This window comes from Roseburia sp. AF12-17LB, assembly GCF_003479605.1.
GTDB lineage: Bacteria > Bacillota > Clostridia > Lachnospirales > Lachnospiraceae > Roseburia_C > Roseburia_C amylophila.
Genome location: NZ_QUHR01000001.1, coordinates 280,829 through 298,992, shown reverse-complemented (window position 1 = coordinate 298,992; position 18,164 = coordinate 280,829). Strand labels below are relative to the sequence as shown.

The 18,164-nt window shown below is 32.0% G+C and carries 17 protein-coding genes; 4 read left to right on the top strand and 13 right to left on the bottom strand.

The window, feature by feature from the left end; genetic code table 11:
- Positions 1-59: 59 nt before the first annotated feature.
- Genes DWV68_RS01380 through DWV68_RS01365 form a run of 4 tightly spaced genes read left to right on the top strand, consistent with a single transcriptional unit; the run spans position 60 to position 3,333 of the window.
- The gene (locus tag DWV68_RS01380; protein WP_118639049.1) at positions 60-998 is read left to right on the top strand and encodes an ABC transporter ATP-binding protein; all 939 of its coding nucleotides are present in this window, start codon (positions 60-62) and stop codon (positions 996-998) included.
- On the top strand, positions 976-1,671 hold the full coding sequence (locus DWV68_RS01375; protein ID WP_118639048.1) for an ABC transporter permease: 696 nt from the start codon (positions 976-978) through the stop codon (positions 1,669-1,671). The genes DWV68_RS01380 and DWV68_RS01375 overlap by 23 nt, the downstream gene beginning before the upstream one ends.
- Before the next feature lie 15 nt (positions 1,672-1,686).
- Complete coding sequence (locus tag DWV68_RS01370; protein WP_055303142.1) at positions 1,687-2,424, top strand: ABC transporter permease; 738 nt, start codon at positions 1,687-1,689, stop codon at positions 2,422-2,424.
- Between the two features lie 9 nt (positions 2,425-2,433).
- On the top strand, positions 2,434-3,333 hold the full coding sequence (locus tag DWV68_RS01365) for a sensor histidine kinase (protein WP_118639047.1): 900 nt from the start codon (positions 2,434-2,436) through the stop codon (positions 3,331-3,333).
- Positions 3,334-3,564: 231 nt separating this feature from the next.
- On the opposite strand, the gene DWV68_RS01360 is transcribed toward DWV68_RS01365, so the two are convergent.
- The 13 genes from DWV68_RS01360 to DWV68_RS01305 all read right to left on the bottom strand — a co-directional run bounded on the left by DWV68_RS01360 (position 3,565) and on the right by DWV68_RS01305 (position 18,131).
- The gene (locus tag DWV68_RS01360) at positions 3,565-3,924 is read right to left on the bottom strand and encodes a helix-turn-helix transcriptional regulator (RefSeq protein WP_005342894.1); all 360 of its coding nucleotides are present in this window, start codon (positions 3,922-3,924) and stop codon (positions 3,565-3,567) included.
- 470 nt (positions 3,925-4,394) lie between these two features.
- On the bottom strand, positions 4,395-5,564 hold the full coding sequence (locus tag DWV68_RS01355; protein ID WP_118664826.1) for a hypothetical protein: 1,170 nt from the start codon (positions 5,562-5,564) through the stop codon (positions 4,395-4,397).
- A gap of 132 nt (positions 5,565-5,696) precedes the next feature.
- Positions 5,697-6,641, bottom strand: a complete 945-nt coding sequence (locus DWV68_RS01350) for a hypothetical protein (protein ID WP_118639045.1) — start codon at positions 6,639-6,641, stop codon at positions 5,697-5,699.
- A gap of 29 nt (positions 6,642-6,670) precedes the next feature.
- A complete protein-coding gene (locus tag DWV68_RS01345) occupies positions 6,671-7,843 on the bottom strand; it encodes a hypothetical protein (RefSeq protein WP_118664824.1) in 1,173 nt (390 codons plus the stop codon).
- Positions 7,844-8,077: 234 nt separating this feature from the next.
- A complete protein-coding gene (locus DWV68_RS01340; RefSeq protein WP_158577459.1) occupies positions 8,078-9,043 on the bottom strand; it encodes an IS3 family transposase in 966 nt (321 codons plus the stop codon).
- Positions 9,040-9,510, bottom strand: a complete 471-nt coding sequence (locus DWV68_RS01335) for a helix-turn-helix domain-containing protein (protein ID WP_330419805.1) — start codon at positions 9,508-9,510, stop codon at positions 9,040-9,042. The genes DWV68_RS01340 and DWV68_RS01335 overlap by 4 nt, the downstream gene beginning before the upstream one ends.
- Positions 9,507-9,716: a transposase gene (locus DWV68_RS14940; RefSeq protein ID WP_330419804.1), complete on the bottom strand. Its 210-nt coding sequence runs from the start codon at positions 9,714-9,716 to the stop codon at positions 9,507-9,509. The genes DWV68_RS01335 and DWV68_RS14940 overlap by 4 nt, the downstream gene beginning before the upstream one ends.
- 541 nt (positions 9,717-10,257) lie before the next feature.
- Positions 10,258-11,091 carry a hypothetical protein gene (locus tag DWV68_RS01330; protein ID WP_118639042.1) on the bottom strand — a complete coding sequence of 278 codons (834 nt, stop codon included), beginning with the start codon at positions 11,089-11,091 and terminating at the stop codon, positions 10,258-10,260.
- Between the two features lie 90 nt (positions 11,092-11,181).
- On the bottom strand, positions 11,182-12,354 hold the full coding sequence (locus DWV68_RS01325) for a protein kinase domain-containing protein (RefSeq protein ID WP_243088549.1): 1,173 nt from the start codon (positions 12,352-12,354) through the stop codon (positions 11,182-11,184).
- Between the two features lie 219 nt (positions 12,355-12,573).
- Positions 12,574-14,472: an AbiH family protein gene (locus tag DWV68_RS01320; protein WP_118664823.1), complete on the bottom strand. Its 1,899-nt coding sequence runs from the start codon at positions 14,470-14,472 to the stop codon at positions 12,574-12,576.
- Positions 14,473-15,325: 853 nt separating this feature from the next.
- Complete coding sequence (locus tag DWV68_RS14510; RefSeq protein ID WP_197420790.1) at positions 15,326-15,598, bottom strand: hypothetical protein; 273 nt, start codon at positions 15,596-15,598, stop codon at positions 15,326-15,328.
- 688 nt (positions 15,599-16,286) lie between these two features.
- Entirely contained in the window at positions 16,287-17,333 is a 1,047-nt protein-coding gene (locus DWV68_RS01310) for an HAD-IA family hydrolase (protein WP_117946277.1), read from the bottom strand.
- 21 nt (positions 17,334-17,354) lie between these two features.
- Positions 17,355-18,131 carry a Cof-type HAD-IIB family hydrolase gene (locus DWV68_RS01305; RefSeq protein WP_117946275.1) on the bottom strand — a complete coding sequence of 259 codons (777 nt, stop codon included), beginning with the start codon at positions 18,129-18,131 and terminating at the stop codon, positions 17,355-17,357.
- Positions 18,132-18,164 lie beyond the last annotated feature (33 nt).

The window sequence follows — 18,164 nt, the reverse complement described above, 5'->3', positions numbered from 1 at the left end:
ATTTAAGAAATTCTTTAAAATTGCCCGTTATACTGGTTTAAGTAAAGGAGGTTTGGGATATGAGTTCAATTATTTTAGAAGCAAAGTCTTTAACCAAAGAATATAAACAAACATTAGCATTAGACCACATAAATTTACAAATAAAAAAAGGAAAAATTTATGGATTTATTGGTCAAAACGGAGCAGGTAAGACTACTTTTTTAAGATTAGTCACAGGGCTTGCGTTTCCAACAAGTGGTACACTTTCTTTATGGGGAAATTCTGGAACAGAAGAATTGCAGAAACAGCGTAAACGAATTGGAAGTATGATTGAAACGCCTGCTCTATTCCCGTCAATGACTGCCTATCAAAATATGGAAGTACAGCGTATTCAACGAGGCATACCAGATAAATCAGTTATTAAAAGGACATTAGATATGGTTGGATTGCAAGATACAGGTAAAAAGAGTGTCCGCAATTTTTCATTAGGTATGCGTCAACGATTGGGGATAGCGGTTGCACTTTTAAATACACCAGAACTATTGATTTTAGACGAGCCTATCAATGGTCTTGACCCTGCTGGAATTGTAGAAATCAGAAATTTATTAAAAATTTTGAATAAAGAATATGGTATGACCATTTTGGTTTCAAGCCATATCTTAGAAGAATTGTATCAAACAGCATCAGAATTTATTCTGATTGACCATGGAAAAATTATAGAAGAGATTTCCGATTATGAATTAAATGAACGGTGTAAACGACATATAGCAATTAAAACAACAGATGTTCAGAAAACGGTTCTGGTTTTGGAAGAGAATCTTCATACAGATAACTTTAAACTAATGCCAGATGGCATAATTCGTTTGTATGATTATTTGAATGATTTAGAGACAGTTGCGTCTGCTTTGGCAGAATCGCACATTCTTGTAACAGGACTTTCTGTATCTGGCGATACTTTGGAGGACTATTTTTTGAGCAAAATAGGAGGAACAAAAGATGTCAAATCTCCTAAAAACTGAGTTATATAAGTTGTTTCACAGTTGGTATTTTTGGGGAATTGGAATATTCAATCTCCTTTTGAGTAGCATATTGCTGTTAGATAGTAAAGAACGCTCTTCAAACTTAATTATGGCATCATTATACAATATTCCGTTACTCTATTTTTTGAGTATAGTGTTTATAGCATTGTTCATTGGAAGTGATTTTAGTGGAAGAACTTTAAATACTTATATTACTGCCGGACATAAAAGAAGTTCTATATTTAGAGTAAAGTTAATTGTATCTCAAATAGGTTGTATTGTCATTCTGGTATTTCCATTATTTGTACATGGAATTATTAGTCAATTTTATATTGGAGAAAAACTTTTTTGGAATGATAGCACATATACTATGGTTTTACTAACTCTGTTTGCCATGATAACACTGTGTGCATTACCGATGTTTTTTGCTTTTATTTTTCGTGATATGGGGAAAACACTGACAGTTTCAATGGTTTTATTTTTTGTTATGATTTTTTTGCTGAACAGTGAATCTGCACAAATAATCAGCAGAATAATACCAATGGGACAACTTAGGTTAATTTCATTGCAAAAGGTCTATTCGACAAACTTTTGCTTGTTTGTAGATTTTTTATGGAATTTTATTTTATATTTCATTGCAGGTAGTGCTTTTTTACATACAGACTTGAAATAACCGGAGGTGTTTTTTATGGATAAATTATTAAAACTGGAAAAATATCAGTTGTTACATAATTCTATTTACTGGTGTGGTATGATTGGAATATTTATTTTAGGATTTTTTACAGCAGATACTTATGTTACAGAGGTCATGGGACCGACAGAAGAAATTGCTTCTTCTCTTGCTGATATTTTTAATGGAATGGTGTATGATTCTACGTTTCTTCTTATCATCATGTCGGCTATACTTGCATTGATTTTAGGACAGGAATTTTCTAAGAGAACAATAAACTTAGAGGTCAGTGCTGGACATTCCAGAAAACAAATTTTTACAAGTAAAATAATATCGTATTTAATTGCTTTTAATCTTATGGCTCTTGTCTATCCAGTTTCAGGGTGCATAAGGGAATTTGGACGCTTTGGTGTTGCAGACGTGGGAATGTTTTTTTACAATATTATAAAAGCAATCATTTATTCTTGTCTGCTTAATAGTGCGATATTTCTAATTGCAATACTTATTTGTTGCTATTTACAGGATGCTGTAAAAGCAACCTCGGTTACAGCAATTATTATTTTTGGTCTTAGCTTATATCTTGGCTATGGAATGATGTTGAGATTACCAGTCGGTTTTTTACCTACTTATCAAATCAGAATCGTTGTCAGCATGAAAACCTTTTTTCAACCGATAGCTATTTTAGTAGGATGTATATGGTCTGGTATATTGGTATTGCTTTCGTGGATAAAATTTTGTAAATGTGATTTTAAATAGGTGGAGAAAATGTCTAACATAGAATGGATTTTAATTATCATAACAATATTTTTAGTAATACTGCTATTTCGATATATTCAATTAAAAAAACAAATCCGTAATCTTGCGGATCAAGTTAATGAATTGAATTCTGGAAATTCACAGCAGATGTTAGACATTTCGTTGATTGATAAAGATTTAGAAAGACTGGCTGGTATATTGAATCAATATAATATCAGACAACGACAGGCTGTCGCAGGCGTATTACGCAATGAAGAGTATTTAAAAGAATCTGTTGCTAATATATCACATGATTTACGTACACCTCTTACAGTCATTCTTGGTCATTTACAATTATTGCAAAAAGAAAATTTGGAATCCAGTCAAGCACAGCGTGTAAAAGTGATTTTTAGCAAAGCCGAAAAAATGAAAGAATTGGTAGAAACATTCTATGACCTTTCTATTTTGGCAGAACAGCAGACAGTTCCAGAAAAAGAAAAGTTTAATATATCTAATATGTTAATAAATTTAATTACGGAAAATGCCGTTGCATTAGAAAAGGAGAATATTTTACCCGAAATAAATCTCCCAGATTATTCAATATACGTATATTCTGATAAAAATATGGTAGAACGAATTTTACAAAATCTGTTGACAAATGCAATTAAGTATTCTGTTGGAACGATAAAAATAACACTTATGGAGAAAGAAAATAATAATATTATATTTACCATTGAAAATCCAATGAGTGACAGTTCAGAAATTGATTGCAATCGACTTTTTGACCGTTTTTATACAGGCGATAAATCAAGACATAATGGAAGTACAGGATTGGGACTTGCGGTAGTAAAAACACTTGTTGCCATTCTTGGCGGAAATATTGTTGCAAAAGTACATGCCAATAGCCTTATTATTACTCTTGAATTATAAAGTATTGAAGATATATTCGTATGATAATTCATTGAAGAGTGGACATCAAAATGTAAAGTCAATAGTTTGTAAAGTCCAGTTACAAACTATTGGCTTTTTTCATTACTGTGTAACAAGTAAATTTACGATAAAGAAATAAGGATAGTCGGCTCTTATTTGTTGCCTGCGGAGCAGATCAACAAATAAATGTTGAAGAATCTGTATAGGAAAACAGAGAAAACAAGAAGCAAATCACTTCTTATTCTCTCTGCTGTTCAAGATACCGTCAATCGTACCTTGAATGATTTTTAATTCGTTATCACTCAATAAATCAAGTGACGAATCTATCTGACGGCGGGCTGTATTTTTTTCAACATTCTTCGCTGGATAGAAATACTCGTCAACAGATATATTGAACATGGTAACTAAATCATGGAATAACTGAAAGCTAGGGTGTTTTCCGATATTTTCAATATCTGCGATATGACGTTCTCCGTAAAAGACTTTATCGCCTAAATCATTTCTGGAAAGCCCTGCTTTCTCTCTGGCTTCTCTGATTGCCAGTCCTAAAGGACGAAAATCAAAGCTGTGTGTATCTTTCTTTTTTCTCATTTTTAATCACCTAGCATGAGTTTATACTTCATGTTGTGCGATTAGAATGTATTAAAGCTCATATTATATGCATTATAAATTCAAATAAAGTATTTATAAAGTTATACTTAAATATGTACAATAAGTATTAAATAAGAATGTACAAATGTTATGATATGTGAGTTACAAGGAGGAACTCATAATGATATTAAAAAATCAAATCATAACAAATATAATAATAGAAAATGTCAATGACCTATACAAATTAAAACCATTTTTGGAGGATGGCACATTGAGGATTAATAAAAGTCAAATAGCTAGAGAATTGGAGGTAGATAGACGAACTGTTGATAAATATATAAACGGATATACAAAACCAAAAACAAGGAACTGTGATGATTGTATTACACCTTTTTATGACACTATTACAGAGTTGTTATCAGATAAAAATCAGCAGGTATTCTACTACAGAAAAGTATTATGGCAACTATTCACAACGGAGTTGAAGAATCAAACAAATCTATATCATTACTTTCTTCCTCTTTGTCTTGAGAATCTTCTCCAAGATTTTTCTTAATAAGCTTTAAATCATACTCCTGATTAATTCTATCGCAATCCTTAATATTGGCAGCAATTATTTGTTGTACTAAAATAAATTCCTCATCCCCAAAATTCTTATTTCTCTCTATTTCCTTTTCACTTATACACATAAAACTATCGAAAAAATTACTTGCCACTTTAAATTGTTCCACTTTCTTTGGCTGAAACTCACCCTTCATTAATTTTTCCATCTGTTCTTCGCTTGCATCATACACAACACCAGCAAGTTTTTTTATTCTATCTGCTTCTCGTAAAAATCTATACAAACCAACCAATTGTCTTGTTCCTGCTCTACCAACATTTGAATTTAAGACAAAATACTTGGGATATAATTCATAGCATAATTCATCTCTTTTTCTTATAATACATGCGTGTCTTCTTCCTTCTACATCTCCAATAACAACAATAAATTTGCTGATGACTTTCAAATCTTCTCTTCGCAATATATCCATTGGGTTATCATATAAAAATTTAATATTTGATGCAAACGGAAATTCACCCCTGCCATGTACCATCCACTCTTCATTTACGCCAAATACATCAACAAATTTCTTCTTAAATTCATCCTCTGGCTCTTTCCCTTGATTTAAATAAACTTTTAATTCATCTACATTTTTTAATCCAATAAGAGAACTTACATATTCAACTGTATATTCTTTTTCAAAAAACCCCCTTGCATCATTTAAAAGCGAAAGTAGTACATTAAACCTTTCAGAAAACCATGAATCAGCATTTTCTTTCAAATTATTGTCATTGTTAGGATAAATAAAATTATTTGTAATATTATTTCCATTCCCAGCTACATTACCATTTTCTTTTACAGAAATCGCATTACTATTATCATTCTGAATAATTTGATTTTTCTTACCTGTAATATTGTTTCCACCTAAAACATTGTTATTATCGTGCATTTTAGATTTTACTGTATATGTATCTGAATTCTCACCAGACTTTTTTCCTATTATGCATTTTCCAATAAAGCCTAATGCCACTACACCAATTCCACTAAAAATCCATTCTTTTCCTTCCCAAATTGCACTAAAAATTTTATCTATATCCATTTACATCATTCCTCTCCTGAATTTTTATAAGGATTATTATACAATAGTCATTTACTTTTGTCCTTAGTTTTTATGATTCTTGCATTTCGCACAAACTTACACCTTATAATTCCCCTACTCTTTTAGTGTACCTTAGTTTTCTGCGTTATTCTCATTAATGTGCTTGAGGTTTTCTCCTAATCGAATCATCATATCTATAGTAAGTATACTTTTTAATGCATGCTCTCTTGTTCCAAAGTTTAATTGTATTCCATGACAAATCTTATTTCTACATGGATGACTACTTTGATTCATACTGTCCTCAGAGGTTAAAATAATGTTATATATGTATTCTATTGATTTAATCCAATACATAAGTCCTTCTTCAGCATCTGATATAAACCACAATAATTGTGTCTTTTCACTATCCTTCTTAATTCTTGCCGGAACTTTCTTTTGTGGATTAAAACTCTGATATGCCCTTTTCACATCTTCTAAATCAAACTCTTTCCCATATGCTCTTTGCATATTATATATGTCTGTGATAATTCCATTAAGCTGGCAAGCTAAAATTGACACACAGCCATAATATAATTCACTATTATATAAACTAATAGCCTCTTGCAATATAGGAATCCTTTTCCTATCCATTACAGTGGAATTATTCCAATCCACAAGCAGTCCATCTATAAATTCAGCAGTACAAAATTTGCAAACAATCGTACTTATTTCGTCTTCATTTTCTTCTGATATACTTGTATATGGAGCTAATTCTTTCATAAGGTCTTTGCTGACCCAAAAATATAGTGGCCATTGTAAACTTTCCAACTTATTCAAATAATGATAATTTTCCAGCCCTTCTTTTGCCTCTTCTGAAAGCTGTGGTAATTTAATATTACTTAGTTGCTCAGCTAATCTACCAAATGCTTTAACCGCTTCACTTTGAGAAATTGCCACGACCATATTTCCCAATACAGCTACCACTCTTTGCGTATTTTCTATTGCTTTTTTAAATTCAGGATTCTCCATATATTTAGGAATCCTATTTAATGCAGCCCTAATTTCACGCAGTTTCTCTTCATAATCATTACTATCCAATTTTAACCTCACTCCTTTACTTGATAATGCTAATAAATAATTTCCCTTATTGAATTTTCAACTGGCACAGCATCTTCTTTTCTGAATAACACCAGATTTTTACCAGAAATCGTATTGTCTCTCGTGCAAGGATAAATAATTCCTGTTACACCTTTGTTTTCCAAATATTCTGATAAAATGTGAAAAGATTTATATGCCTTTTCCTTTTTATCTTCACTACTTTCATCAACCTTTTTATATATACAATTACAAACCATTTTTAAATATTGCTTTGCATAGGATTCCTGAATAATGCTCTCATCTACCGGATTCTTCTTTTGCTTTTTCTTAATGTCTCGTTTGAGGTTTCGCTTGTTTCCTGCATATTTTTCTATCAAATTTGGGTCCGACATCATTTCGTCTATCATCTTTTGAGTCATCTCTTGTTGATAATCTGAAACAATACCTTTCAACTGTCCAAATGAAACATCATTATACGATAAATCCAAAATATTCCCTTTTGTTATAGGTTCAAATTTACAAAGCGAAAATTTTTTCCCTTTTTCAGCTCTTATTTCTTGTAAGCATACATATTCATTTAAGGATAACTTATCGGAATAAACACTCTCTTTTTCTGAAAAAGATAAATAGAGATATGTTTTTCCAGGCGGATTCCATCTGTTATTAGTCTTGTTAGACCATGGAATAAACCTATCCGTATCATGGTTCCAATCTCTTACAGCTCTGCATAGTACATCTGTGCTTTTCAATTCATGAAAGAACTTGTCTTTATATAAATTAATGCATTTAGTAAATATATCATCAAATATTTCAATAAATGTTTTCATCCCATCCTTTGAAGCATATATGTCTTTCCACTGCTCTTCAATAATTAGTCTGGCACTTTCCATCTGTATATCATCTATTAATTTCTGATAATATGTGGCATTTAAAGCCAAATTAATAAAAATACCATATTTAGATAAGCACAGCACATATTCTATAATGGTTCCTAAGCTAAATTCTCCTGTGATATTGTACATACATTCAAATACTAAATTGAAGGTCTTAAGCATCTTTGAAAGAATATAGTCATTTTTACCGCTAATCCAAATATCTCTTCTAATCTTTTTGCTTAAAAATTTTAATTCCCCACTATACTCCCCGCACATGTTTTCCAATTTTTGTAATTCATCTAAAACTCCTATATTTGAACAATTCATATATCTTCCCCTTTAATCTTTTTTGTATTTACAAGATATATTTTCAAGCAAGTCCAAAATATATCCTTTTTAATTTTATCATATTTTTACACTCCCGTCCGCTCTTATTCTACGAATATCTTTCATAATCATTACCACCCGTCAATGATATGCCCCTTGTCAAGTAGACAGGTAAAATATCTAAAATTGGATGTGGATGATGCCTGCATTTCCTTTTGAAGTGCAGGCATTTTTCTATGCACACCATTTCTCTTTACATTTGCTTATTCGTTTGTTTTCAGGAATCGGGTATTCTGTGGGTACATCAGATGACAATGCTTCCTGGCGCACTTCTGATGGGGTTTTACAGCCATATCTGTCCTGTGGACGTTCTTCACTGTAAAAACGCAAATAATCTTTGATTGCATATCTTAGTGAAACCTCATCAATGATTTCGTACATCTGATACATTTCAGATTTTATAATTCCCCAGAAACCCTCTATCGGTCCATTGTCGATACAATGTCCAACTCTGGACATAGATTGCTCCATTTCCTGGTTTTCAAGTTTTTTCCTGAATGTCTTGCTGGTATACTGAAATCCCCAGTCCGAATGAAAAATCGGTTTGGCATCCGGATTTGCTGCGATTGCTTTATCAAATGTCTTAAATATTAATCTGTTGTCGTTTCTTGCACTTACAACATATGCTACAGGATATCTGTCATATAAATCTATAATGGCACTTAAATACAGTTTCTTTTTCTCTCCAGGTACTTTGAATTCCGTTACATCTGTAGTCCATTTTTGATTGGGAACAGTAGCATAGAAATCTCTTTGAAGTATATTTTCTGCCGTTTCATCAGGCTTGGCATAAATATATTTTTTCTTCTTTTTACGGATTACAGAATGGATTCCCAGCTTTTTCATAATTCTGTGGACTCTGTTTTTACTGTACGATGTATGATTGAAATGGTTGATCCAGGATGTCATTCGACGGTATCCTAAGATATGGCAAAAACGTTCATCGTATTCTTTGACAAGTTCCGCAAGTCTGATATTTTCAAGTTCCTCATACGGTATTTCACGATGTAACCATTCATAATAAGCAGCCCTTGATATCTCAAGCTGTCTGCACATCCATTCTATACTCCAGTTTTTCTTTGTATAAAAATATCGGATTGCTAAATATTTTGATTCATGGCGTAACTTTCCAAGCTTCACATCCCTTCGAATTCTTTCACTTTTTTTAACAGTTCAACTACCATATCCTTTTCTTCCAACTGACGCTTCAAACGCAGATTTTCACGCTTTAATCGTTCTAGTTCATCCACTTCGGCATCTGTTTTGTGACATCCTCTCCGATCCGTTAATCCATCTGCACCATCGGTGTCATATTTTTTTACCCAGGAATAAACCTGGCTATAAGAAACGTCAAATTTTGCAGCAGTGTTTTTATAGTTACGATTATGATTGATACAGTAATCAACGATTTCTTTCCGCTCTTCCAATGTTGTTTTTCTTCGTGCTTCTGCCATATAGACCTCCTGTTTCGGATTGTAATCCTTAAGCTCTCTATTGGCATTATACATTCTAATCCACTTTCTTAAAAGACCGGAAGAGATATCATATTTTATTCCTAAATCAATGGAAGAGCCGTCACCTCTTACATATTCCTCAACCACTTTCATTTTAAATTCTTTCGAATAAGACCCATTTCGCATTTTTTTGAAAAACCGGCAAGTCCATGTTTGCTATAAATCAAGGCCCAGTCCTGAATGGTTCTTGAAGAAATACATAGTTCTCCACATATCTGTATTCTAGATTTATTTCCTTCAAGATAATCTATAACAGCCTGTTCTTTTTCTTCCGGTGTAAACTTTGCTTTTCTGGACATGAAAAATACCTCCAAAGTAACAGATTTTTATATTTAATCTGTCTACTTTAGAGGTATCATATCACAATAGCAGGTGGTTTATTGTTTCGCACATCTCCATTTCTCCGTTGGGAGAAACTCCGATGCACTCAACAGGCTAAAGCCCATAAGAAAAAGCTCCATAAATGGCTTGTTTACGCCATTTATGAAGCTCTGTTTTATATTCAGGCAACCCTCTTTATCCTCAAAAGGCAAACTCCTTTATCCTCACCTATTTTCTCTTTCAAGGCATCTTAGGACTTCCTTCAAGGTCTTGGCTTACTCTCTCTTTCTTCTCTCTTATCTCTCGATATTCCTCTATTTTCAAGGCTTTCTCCATGATTTTAAGTAAAAGAAAAAGACCTCATAGAACGGTTTTTCCGCCCTACAAGGTCTTTATTTTCTCGTTATTTTATTCATTCCCTAGGCTAAAGATTTTTGCCCCTTGAGGATAAAGGGCGTTGCCTTGGGATATGGAGAATTTGACCTTGTAAGGGTATTATAACGCTGCTTTTTCATGTTGTCAGCAAATATTCCAAGACATTATCAGCTCGTTCAAAATATTTCTTTCATATACTAAAATATCTACTATACTGTAATATGATATAGCTTCATTTTTCAAGCTTTGTTTCGAAAAAACATTACTCATAATCATAAATACAATACATATTAAAGTCATAAAAATAAGTTCTATTGTCGAAAAAAACTGTCCATTTGCTAAAGTTGTATCGATTTTTCCTAATATATAACCCCCAAATACAGATATAATAAGTTGCATCCACTCTTTTCCAATTATTCTAGCACTATTAATTGCTGGATTATTTATGGCATCAATTCTTTTTTCTATATATGCTTTTCTTTTTATAAAATCAGCTTTTTTCAAATTATGATACAAAAATCCATCATTTTTATTAAAACTGTTCTTAAAATAAAAATTGTCTATTACCTTCATTGCATTTTCAAATTGTGCTTCATGTTTTTCCAAATTTTCTTTCAATTCATTTTCAGTAATCTTTTTCCCTGTTTCAATAAGAGCTCCTACCTTATTTGCATTATCATACTTCTCTACTTGGTTCAAGACTTTATCAATACATTCAAATTCTTCTGCTAAAAATTCTTTCTTTATATATTCCTTTTTCTTTTCAACTATTCCCTGTTTTCGCTCTCTTCTATAAGTTATAAATGGAATTCCAAATATATACATAATAGACAAGCCGCCGAAAATAAATAACAGATTTAAATTATCACCCGTAATCAGATAACCGATTAACATAAGTATTGTTAAGCCTACCAAAAACTTCTCATACTCTTTTTCTTTCGAATATTGTTTCTTCACATAACACAAATAATCTATCATAAGTACCTCCATTTAGTCGCATGCAATAATATATCTATATAAATCAGCAACATCTATTTATCACTTAATCTATATCTGATTAAAAATATTCTAATATCCAGAAATAGGGAAAGCAACCTCAAATGCCTGCTGCATCTCTGCAACACTATGATATCTTTCATCTAAATTGGATGATATACCTTTCAGTACAAAATCCTTTACTTTTTGATTTTTAATATTTTCCAAATTATATCTTCCTGTCATCACATAATAGATAAGTCTTGTAAGCGCAAAAGTTTCATACTCCATATTGTAGTTTCCAAACCCTACAATTTGAAGGTTACTGTCATTTAGTGAACCCTTTATTTCACTACCGAAACTTGTCAAATCACTTTGTTTCATCTTAACTAAACCAAAATCAGAAATTTTTACTATCGTCAAATCATTTTCGTAGTGTTGTAACAGCACATTTGTAAAACTAATATCTCTATGTAGATACCCTTTTGAATGAATATAAGAGAATCCTTTGAAAATCTGCATCGCAATTCCTCGTCGTCTTTTTATTGTTAAGGTACTGTTATTTCTTTCTATGAATTTTTTTAGTGTCTCATCCGCATATTCCATATAATATTCATTTTTTTCTTCATCATATCTATGAACCTCCAATACATATGGCGATTTCAATTCATTCATGACATCAAATTCCCTTTTAAATCTCTCCAATTCTTTATCATTAAGGTCATTTTTTGCCCTTTTTAAAACGAAATATTTATTATAAAATTCATCTCTATATCTAAAAACTTTTGCATAGGAACCTTCGCCTATCATTTTAAGCTCAAAATTATTGTCATTATTTATTGAAGGAACAGTTATTATTTCTGACATATAAAAAATAGGGTCATACTCTATTATATTAAATTTCGGCAAATCATCAGGTATTTCACTTCCACCACTTTCTTGCAAAAAACCATTGCAAAATTTCAACATATTATCATACTTTTCTTCTAATTTGAAAGCTAAAGGCGTAGACTTAAGTACATATTCCATATCTTCATACAATTTAATCATTCTTAACAGTTCTCTGCTTTCAGTAGCATTATAATGTCCATTACTATTCTTTTTGGATTGCATAAAACTAAGCAAGCCATTAATACTTTGATGCATAACCGCAAAGAGATGTTTTAAATACGTGTTGCTTATATTTTTATATAGTTCCTCTGTTCTTAATACACCTTCCACTTGATTTTCTTCATATTTAGTTCTTAAGAAATAATCAATATCCATAAATATCTCCTCCTTTGCAATTTTTAGCTAACCCAAAATAAACTTTACAAATAAACAACATAATCTACATGACATATTTTTAAGCAACCATTTATCATCTCATTTCTAATATAAATTAGTCATGCATCGTCACTTAAAAATTCATTATTATCGACATTTTATGAATTAAATATGTCGTCTTTTTATCAGCATCTCCACTCGCTACTTCATACTTCTCTTCTATTCATCCTGCTCATATTCATAATTTTTTTCAAATTCTTCTGCTTGTATATCAAAATACTCATTCATCTGGATTTCTTGCAATAAATGATTATATCTTATAATATCCAATTCATCATCTGAGTTTTCTATAAGCTCTTTCAACACATCTTTTGCAACTTCTTCTCCTGGTCCTCTTGATATTCTCAAAAGTATATTCCACAATTTTTCAATATCTCCATATTTATCAATAAACATATAAAAGATACTGTTAATAATGGCACTATAACTTTCTTTATCTATTTTCTCTTTACTCTTAATTAACTTTTCATATTCAAGCAATTGTTCATCATAGCTTTGCATTGCCATTTCACTTGCAACAAAATTTTTCCTATTATACAAATTTATTGTATTAACAAATTTTATTGTAAATGGGTCGCATGAAAAAGAATTGTCATAATCCTGATAAGCCCAGTATTCTTCATCAAACTGTTCAGGTTCTTGTAAACCATCGCATCTCATCAGTTTTCGAGCTATCTCTAATAGCTTTGTTATATACATAACAGCTAATCCATTTTTTTGCATTACATCAAATAGTGTTATAACTGCCTTTTGGGAATAAAAATATGTTAAATCTTCTTGGTCAATTTTAGATTTTATCTTTTCAATCAAACTTCTTGCTTCAAAGTGACTTAATCTATAAATGTTTTCCAATTGCATTGTATCCGACGTAATTTCAAATGCACTTCCCTCTATTTCTTCTCTTTTACTTTGCTGTTGAAATATAATAGTAGGATTATTTCCATATACTTTTTTAATCACAGTATCACTTTTTAATATCTTAACCAAATTAGCAATTTGCTGCCCTAATTGCTCCTTATTTCTATAGAAAATTACAGTTTTCAAATTTTCATGGTTAATAAATTCTCTTAATACATCACCATCTGTAACATCCAACGAATGACCAAAAATATATAATGTATTTTCTTCTTTTCTTCCTGCTTTTACACCTTCATCAATTTGTTGCAGCCACTTTTTATATTCATTTCCTGCCTTTTTATATATTCTCTGATAATACTTTTTAAAAGCGATAAACTCTACTTCATCACTTCTTCTGTCCTCTGAAAGATATTCATCAATTCCTAATACCATATTATTGCACTCTGCATTTTGTTGAATACAATTTTCAATTTCTTCTTTCGAGGCATCAGTTTTACCAGAAAAAAAATGAATGTTATTAGTTGCCATGCCATGTGCAAAAGAATACTCAATTTCTTTTCTGTTACAGGCATACAATTTTCTATATGTATCAGAATAATTAAAACTAAATACTTTACTAGGATGTACTTTTTCAATATCTGGATTGTAATATTTAAGTTCTTTATTTCCAACATAATCCCAAATATATATCTCTAATGCACCTATTAACTTATTTAAGTCACATAATAACTTAGGAATATATGCTTTTACATTTTCTACCTTCAATTCACTCTGATTTATAATATTAGCTAGTCTATTTTTATAATATTTTTCCAAATTTTCATTTTTGCTTTCCCCTGTTTCAATACTTTCATAATATTTTATCAATCCATCCATAGCTTGAATCACGGATGATATTTCACTTTCAAAGTCAATCCAATTTTGCTTATTTGCCAAATGCTTCTTATATACTTTTTCAAAATGATTAATCCATACATTATTTTCCGTAAAAACATGTAGCGCTACAACTCTATCTTCACATTCAGTATTCTCAAAAATCATTTTCAAATAATCATCTTTTATATCATATAACCTTTGGGGTACACTATTTGCCGATGAATATGCATATTTAAATCTTGTGACAAATTCCAGAAACTGTGTATATTTAGTTGGTAATTCATGTTCCAAATCAAATCCATTCCCAATCATTAGTATCTTCATTTGAAATTATCTCCTTTATTTTGAGTTTCTAAATAAACTGGTAATCTTCTTACTCCATTATTTATCAACAACAAAAACCTCTCCTAGTAATAATTTTATTATATCATAGAAACTTTCTTAATGACGTTCACGCTCGAAATTTAGATTTTATCGAAACATGTTTTTACTGCATAGATGTCATATCGTATTCTTTTGTCTATACCACAATTCCAACACCAAAGCTTCTAAAGGAAAAATCAGATTGACTCACATATTCCCAAAAGTCATTTTTGAGTTGAATTTTAAACCAATACGTGATATATTAATAATACAAAAAGGGTGCCACCGATAGACGGCTGACCCATTAAATCAATTAACTAAAAATAGTCGCTCAACTTGCTAGGTCGGGGCGGCTATTTTTGTGTCTTATTATTATCCTTACCAAAGGAATACCCTAATCCAAAGCAGGTTAAGCCGAAGCTTACCACTGCGATAAAATCAACAATACTCATATGGCTTAGCCCTCCTTTCCAAGAAATCAATGACTTCTTTCGATTCCCTTGCGGGTTTCTATGTAATCGGAGGGTCACAGTCCCTCCGTAGAAGGCCAACCGCCTACCGTTATGGTGGCACCCAATGAAATTTTATCATAGCCCCTTGGCATTTTCAATGTAATATCACTCTAAATCGACAAGAATATGCATCAAGGATATTGCATATCTAAAGTCTGCTTGCCTGCTTTAAAACTTGGCTTCTATTACAACAGGGTTTCCTTCTTTATCTTTATAGTTACCGATAATGTCTACCAGCTTATCAAAATCACACATTCCATCTCTAATGTCATTATCATGTCTAAGCTCATCAATTGCTTCGGTCAACGTTTTCCAACTATATTCTTACTTATTATAGTATTTACAGCTTTCACCTGACTTGGAAATGGCTCATAGCTTTTAAATTTCCACACCTTTTCCCTGACCTCATATATTGCTGTGTTTGGCTTAGCATATATAATTACAATCACCCACATGATTGCATTATATAGCTGTTTTGCAATTGGATTCCACTTCACTTCTTTGGATTCATTACCTCCAGAGGTCTTACTGCCTTTCTTCCCTGTTCCTCCCTCTCCATGCAAAGGATTAAACAATGGCAGTCCCTCATGATTTATTTTCTTAAGGAACTCTCTAGCTGCGGTCATCCCACATTGGATTATCTCTTTCTTGCCTAAGGATGAAAAGCTCCTCTACAACAACCACATGGCAGATGCCTTTGCTTGTGCTTTCTACCGCTTCTTTCAAAAGATGAAAGATGATTGCAAGGCACACAATATCCCTGTTCCAGATAAATATGCAAGAATGGATTGGAATTTTAAAAATTAAAGTTTCTTATAGCAAAGATTTCTCTACAACAACAATTACTTACACAATGAGTAAGAGTGTAGAAAATGGAGTATCAAGTAGTTTTCAAAATATGAAAGAGACCCTCTCCAAAGGTGGATGCTCCGAGTTTAGGCTAAAGAAATGTCCTTACAGACACCGCCTATCCTGTTGGCAGACAGGATAGGCATTTTTATTTTCGCCTGCTCTTCCTCGAAGAGCCTTTCTCTTTATCGAGAAAGGCAAGCAACGCTATAATCAAGCTACCAAAGGACATCAACAATGCTAATATCCCAATGAAAATCGAAATGATCTCATAAGCCGTCATCGGCGCTAAGCAAGCCCCCCAGACACTTAACGCCCTGTCATGGGTACTTTCCTTAAAGAGTACCCTAGCATATATATCATATGTTCTGCAAGAACAATTGTAATTTGAATCTTATTTCATAGACTCATTCCCTATAAATATTTTAATATATCAGATAAGTTATTAATTTCAATATCAGCTTTTTCACTCTCATCTGTTATATTCCACAAACTTCCAAATCCCTGTTTTACCCATATAGTTTTCATACCCAACTGTTTTGCAGGTACAATATCATTATCAATACGGTCACCAATCATAACTGCATTCTCTGGTCTGCAACGGCTTCTTTCCAATGCAATTTCAAATATTCGCCTATCTGGTTTTGAAACACCTTCTTCTGCTGATGCGATAATCAAATCAATATATTTTCGTACTCCAAGATTTTCTAATCTCTCAGAAGTTCCTAGTGATTGGTTTGCAATTACACCAATTTTATAAATTCTACTTAACTTTTTCAGACAATCTTTGGTATCTGTATACAGCCTTTCGTATTGCGATTCCCATTTAGGTAGTTTCACGCCCAATTGCCTTGCTACCTCTAAGTCTCCTTTTTTGTTTTCTTTATAAAACGACATGGCATATTTATAAATTTGCTCGTAAGTTAAACCTGATAAATCCGCTATCCTTTTCATCCTGTCTTCATAAACTTTGCTTTCATCAACCAATGTCGACCCAACATCAAAAAATAGCCATTTTATTTCGTCCTTTTTGGGGCAAAATCCTCTTTTTCTTGCTTCTTCCAGCAGTTTGGGTTGAATTTCTGGGTAAGTCCAATTAATCGGTAGTTCATCCATAATTGCTATTTTTTCAATTTCACTGTGAAGCTCTTTTTCAAATGTATGTATATCTGAGAAGAATAATTTTCCAAAAGTCTCCATTCCATCGAAATTATCTGGTGCAGTCACAGAATATATACAAATTGGAGTAATATCAAAAGTTATTGCTCCTGTTTCTTCATATAGTTCTCGTTTGGCTGTTTCAAGAATATCCTCACCATCTTCTCTATGCCCTCCCGGCACTTCATATGTATCTCTTTCTTTATGCTTGCAAAATACCCACTTGCCGTTACTCTGTGAGATAATCACTGCAAATTTCAATAGTTCATCATTAACCGTATCATAAAATTTTACTTCCACCATATTTCCTCTCCATGTACATATCTATAATATTTCATTTTCAATAAAACCCGCAATACCATCTTCATCATTTGAACCAATTACAATATCAGCTCTCTCTTTTACCTCATCAATCGCATTCCCCATTGCAACACCTGTTCCACATAATTCAAGCATTCCGATATCTGCATAATCATCACCAAATGCAATAATTGAATCTGTACTAAATCCACATACTTCCGTAATCTTCATAATTGCGTTTTCTTTCGTCACATTCTTTTTTGTAAACTTGTACCAAAATCCATCAGAGAAACGAATACAATCACAATCAGAGAGACTTCGAGTCAGCTTATCTGCCTTATCTTGATTAAATATCTCAACACACATTTTTAATGAACATTCGTTAAAATCTGAAAAATCTGTATAAATACTATCTCCCCAACTCTTATCTAACTTCTTAGGATCTATTTTATAATTCCAATAATGTGCATCTATTGTGTCTATCGTAATTTCGCAATCATTTCCACAAATATTTCTTGCCATGTCAATCATCACATTCGTTTCTTCTTCGGAAAATTCTGCCCTATAAATATATTCTGTTTTGTATTTTACTAATGCACCTCCACTCGATATTAAAATATCGGGCATCAATTCATTTAAAAATACCAAAGAGTTTTGCTCACTTCTGGAGGTGGAAACACCTATCAATATATCATTTCCCCTGCATTTTTTTAGAGCTGATAATGTTCTGGTTGATATTGTTTTGTCACTCTGTAATAAAGTTCCGTCTAAATCAAATAAAAGAAGTTTGCATTTCTTCATATCATTTTTTCCTTTTCATTCTTCTGAATAATT

Bases quoted from the DNA above. Each gene is read 5' to 3' on its own strand.
- DWV68_RS01360 (WP_005342894.1), bottom strand. From the start codon at position 3,924: ATGAGAAAAAAGAAAGATACACACAGCTTTGATTTTCGTCCTTTAGGA.
- DWV68_RS01310 (WP_117946277.1), bottom strand. From the start codon at position 17,333: ATGGTGGAAGTAAAATTTTATGATACGGTTAATGATGAACTATTGAAA.
- DWV68_RS01320 (WP_118664823.1), bottom strand. From the start codon at position 14,472: ATGAAGATACTAATGATTGGGAATGGATTTGATTTGGAACATGAATTA.
- DWV68_RS01305 (WP_117946275.1), bottom strand. From the start codon at position 18,131: ATGAAGAAATGCAAACTTCTTTTATTTGATTTAGACGGAACTTTATTA.
- DWV68_RS01380 (WP_118639049.1), top strand. From the start codon at position 60: ATGAGTTCAATTATTTTAGAAGCAAAGTCTTTAACCAAAGAATATAAA.
- DWV68_RS01375 (WP_118639048.1), top strand. From the start codon at position 976: ATGTCAAATCTCCTAAAAACTGAGTTATATAAGTTGTTTCACAGTTGG.
- DWV68_RS01365 (WP_118639047.1), top strand. From the start codon at position 2,434: ATGTCTAACATAGAATGGATTTTAATTATCATAACAATATTTTTAGTA.
- DWV68_RS01355 (WP_118664826.1), bottom strand. From the start codon at position 5,564: ATGGATATAGATAAAATTTTTAGTGCAATTTGGGAAGGAAAAGAATGG.
- DWV68_RS01325 (WP_243088549.1), bottom strand. From the start codon at position 12,354: ATGGATATTGATTATTTCTTAAGAACTAAATATGAAGAAAATCAAGTG.
- DWV68_RS01330 (WP_118639042.1), bottom strand. From the start codon at position 11,091: ATGATAGATTATTTGTGTTATGTGAAGAAACAATATTCGAAAGAAAAA.
- DWV68_RS14940 (WP_330419804.1), bottom strand. From the start codon at position 9,716: ATGTCCAGAAAAGCAAAGTTTACACCGGAAGAAAAAGAACAGGCTGTT.
- DWV68_RS01370 (WP_055303142.1), top strand. From the start codon at position 1,687: ATGGATAAATTATTAAAACTGGAAAAATATCAGTTGTTACATAATTCT.
- DWV68_RS01335 (WP_330419805.1), bottom strand. From the start codon at position 9,510: ATGAAAGTGGTTGAGGAATATGTAAGAGGTGACGGCTCTTCCATTGAT.
- DWV68_RS01345 (WP_118664824.1), bottom strand. From the start codon at position 7,843: ATGAATTGTTCAAATATAGGAGTTTTAGATGAATTACAAAAATTGGAA.